The sequence below is a fragment of the Streptomyces sp. NPDC059564 genome (assembly GCF_042735575.1).
Classification (GTDB): Bacteria; Actinomycetota; Actinomycetes; order Streptomycetales; family Streptomycetaceae; genus Streptomyces.
The window spans coordinates 1-2,914 of record NZ_JBHWBP010000581.1; the positions used below are offsets into that span (position 1 = coordinate 1).

The following is a 2,914-nucleotide window of genomic DNA, read 5'->3' on the forward strand; positions in this document are numbered from 1 at the left end:
CCCCTACGGCACCCTCCTCGGACAATTGGTCCTGGCCGTGCTGCTGGCCGGCTTCGTCGGAGTCCTCGCGATGATGCGGCAGATCGCCGACACCAAGCCCACCCCCCGGTTCCTGGTCGTCGACCCCCGCAGCGCCGTCGATCCCACCCCCCTCCCCGACAACGAACCCGCGACCGGGGCCGGGGAGACGAGTGCGGAGGTGACCGCATGATGCCGGTAGCCGCGATCCTGTCCGGCGCTGCCATCGGAGCCGGCTGCGCGCTCCTGGTCCGCGAAGTCCTGCGCCCCGCACCCGCGCTCGGGCCTGCGCTGCGCCGTCTCAACCAGCCCGCCACTCCCCCACGCCCCGACAGCGAGATCGCCGACCGGGACGAGCGGTGGGGCCGGTGGCTGGTGGAGCACCTCACCGACCTGCCGGGCGTACGGATCCCCCACAAGGACCTCGCCCTGACCGGCACCACCCCCGCCAAGTTCCTGCTGACCAAGGTCGCCTTGGCTGGTGGGGGGCTGTTGCTGCCGCCGCTGTCGACGATCCCGCTGCTACTCCTCGGCGTGCCGCTCTACCTGCCCGCGATCGTCGGGATCCTGGCCGCGATCGTGCTGTGGTTCGCTCCCGATCTCGCCACCCGGGACAAGGCCAAGCGTGCCCGCGGCGAGTTCGGGCATGCCGTGGCCGCCTACCTCGACCTTGTCGCGCTGCGCCGGGCCGGGAACGTCTCCGCCGAGCAGGCCATGGAACAGGCCGCCCAGGTCGGCGAAGGGTGGGCGTTCCAGCGCATCCGCGGAGCGTTGGCGCAGTCCCGGGTCGACAAGGTCGCGCACTGGGAGTCCCTGGCCCGCCTGACCACCGAACTCGACCTCCCCGTGCTCGACGACCTCGCCGCGATCATGCGGCAGTCCGCCGACGACGGGGCCTCCGTCTACGCCACCCTCCGCTCGCGCGCGAAGAACCTGCGCACCGAGCTCCTGGCAGATCAGGCCGCCGAAGCCAACGCCAACAGCGAGAAGATGACCGCCCCCGGCGCGCTCCTCGCGGTCCTGGTCATGCTCCTGATCGCTTTCCCCGCCATCATCCGCATGCTCACCACCTGACCACACGGAGGAGTCCGTTCATGAACAAGCTGATTCGCCTGTCACTCGCTGCCAAAGCGCACTGGGAGAAGATCCAGGCGCACAGCCGCGGCAACCAGGACCGGGGCGACATCTCCATCACGACCATCATCATCTGGACTGCCGCCGTCGCCGGCGCCCTCGCTATCGCCGGGACGATCGCGGTCGTCGTCGTCAAGTACCAGGGCAAGCTCAGCGGAATCTGAGCAGGTCGAGCGAGAAGGGGGGTGCGGTGAAGAAGCGCACGGCGAAGAGCGACCCGGCGATTGCCGACGCAGGCGCACGGCTGGAGCCGGGGCATGCCGAAGGCCGGGGCCGGTGTTGGGGGGACCGGGGGGAGGCGTCGATCCAGATGGCGATCGTGTTCCCCTTCGTCATCCTGGTCACCGTCGCCGTGGTTCAGGCGTCCATGTGGTTCTTCGCCCGGAACATCGCGCTCACCGCCGCCCGTGAAGGCGTCGCCGCCGCCCGTACCTATCAAGCGCCGGAAGGCGCGGGCGCGGCCCGGGCCCGGGAAACCCTGGGACGGATCGCGGGCGACAGCCTCGGGCAGGCCACGGTCAGCACCTCCAGCAGCGCCACCGAGGTCCGTGTCACCGTCACCGGCCAAGCCCCCTCTCTGATCCCCGGCCTCTCTGGTCTGAGCGTGTCCCAGTCGGCCGGCGCTCCCCGCGAACGGTGGACCACCCCATGACCCGCAACGTATGGACCGGCCGAGCCTGGTGGCTGGAGCGGTTGCGCGAGGACCGGGGTAGCGAGTCCATCTCGGCCGCGATCGTCACCCCGCTGCTGCTGATGCTGCTGTGCCTGGCCATCGCGGGCGGCCGCATCGTCACCTCTGGTGCAAAGATCGATGCCGCCGCCGAGGATGCCGCCCGCGCCGCCTCCATCTCCCGCACCACCTCCGGCGCGCAGGCCGAAGCCACTGCCGCGGCCGCCCGCTCCCTGAACGACCAGGGCATTCACTGCGCATCCACCAGCACCAGCGTAGACACGGCCGGGTTTGCCGTGCCGCTGGGAGAGATCGGCACCGTCACGGTCATCATCTCCTGCACGATGCCCATGTCCGACCTGCTGCTGCCCGGGGTCCCCGGGTCTAAGACGCTTACCAGCACGTTCACGTCCGTCGTGGACGCCTACCGCTCCCGGGAGGGATAAGCCCATGACCCAACCGGACCCCACCACCACCGCCTCCCGACCGGTGCCGCAGCCACCGATGTTCCAGGGGCCGGTGTCGGCGCGGCGGAGCCTGCGGGGTGACGACGGTGGGATCGCGATCTACACCGCGATCGTCACCGTGGCCCTGCTGGGCATCATCGGCCTGGCCATCGACGGCAGCGGGAAGCTCCGTGCCACCGAACGCGCCGACGCCGTCGCGATGGAGGCCGCCCGCGCGGCAGGGCAGGCCATCGACCCTGCCACCGCCGTCACCGGCGGCCAGATCCGCGCCGATCCCGCCGCTGCCCAAGCCGCCGCCCAGGCGTACCTCGCGCGCGCCGGTACCCAGGGCTCCACCGCGCTGTCCGGTGACGGAACCCGCCTCTCGGTCACCGTCCAGGACACCTACAGCACCAAGTTCTTGGCGGTCGTCGGGATCGGGTCCATGAACGTGTCCGGCCACGGCACAGCCCGTCTCCTCCACGGCATCACCCAACCCCAATAGACCCCGTCACACGCACGAAGGACCCGTCCATGAGCCAGCCCACCTCCGGCCGCACCCCACGGCCCCGCCCACGGCACGGGGGCGCACAGACGGCGGCCGCCCTCATGCGCGGCCTGCTCTCCCTGACCATCCTCACCGCCC

At 71.1% G+C, this 2,914-nt stretch carries 5 protein-coding genes and 1 pseudogene; all 6 read left to right on the forward strand.

The features are described from left to right. Positions 1 to 211, forward strand: a pseudogene (locus tag ACFV0Q_RS40475) (hypothetical protein); the annotation flags it as partial. Next, positions 208 to 1,092 (forward strand): type II secretion system F family protein, encoded by an 885-nt coding sequence (locus ACFV0Q_RS40480; RefSeq protein ID WP_385012971.1) that lies wholly within the window; start codon positions 208 to 210, stop codon positions 1,090 to 1,092. The pseudogene ACFV0Q_RS40475 and the gene ACFV0Q_RS40480, both read left to right, overlap by 4 nt. A 20-nt stretch (positions 1,093 to 1,112) precedes the next feature. Next, entirely contained in the window at positions 1,113 to 1,316 is a 204-nt protein-coding gene (locus tag ACFV0Q_RS40485; RefSeq protein ID WP_385012973.1) for a hypothetical protein, read from the forward strand. Between the two features lie 26 nt (positions 1,317 to 1,342). Beyond that, positions 1,343 to 1,804 (forward strand): TadE family protein, encoded by a 462-nt coding sequence (locus tag ACFV0Q_RS40490; protein WP_385012975.1) that lies wholly within the window; start codon positions 1,343 to 1,345, stop codon positions 1,802 to 1,804. Continuing rightward, positions 1,801 to 2,268: a TadE/TadG family type IV pilus assembly protein gene (locus ACFV0Q_RS40495; RefSeq protein WP_385012976.1), complete on the forward strand. Its 468-nt coding sequence runs from the start codon at positions 1,801 to 1,803 to the stop codon at positions 2,266 to 2,268. Before ACFV0Q_RS40490 ends, ACFV0Q_RS40495 begins: the two co-directional genes overlap by 4 nt. 58 nt (positions 2,269 to 2,326) lie before the next feature. Continuing rightward, complete coding sequence (locus ACFV0Q_RS40500; protein ID WP_385012977.1) at positions 2,327 to 2,773, forward strand: pilus assembly protein TadG-related protein; 447 nt, start codon at positions 2,327 to 2,329, stop codon at positions 2,771 to 2,773. Positions 2,774 to 2,914: the final 141 nt, after the last annotated feature.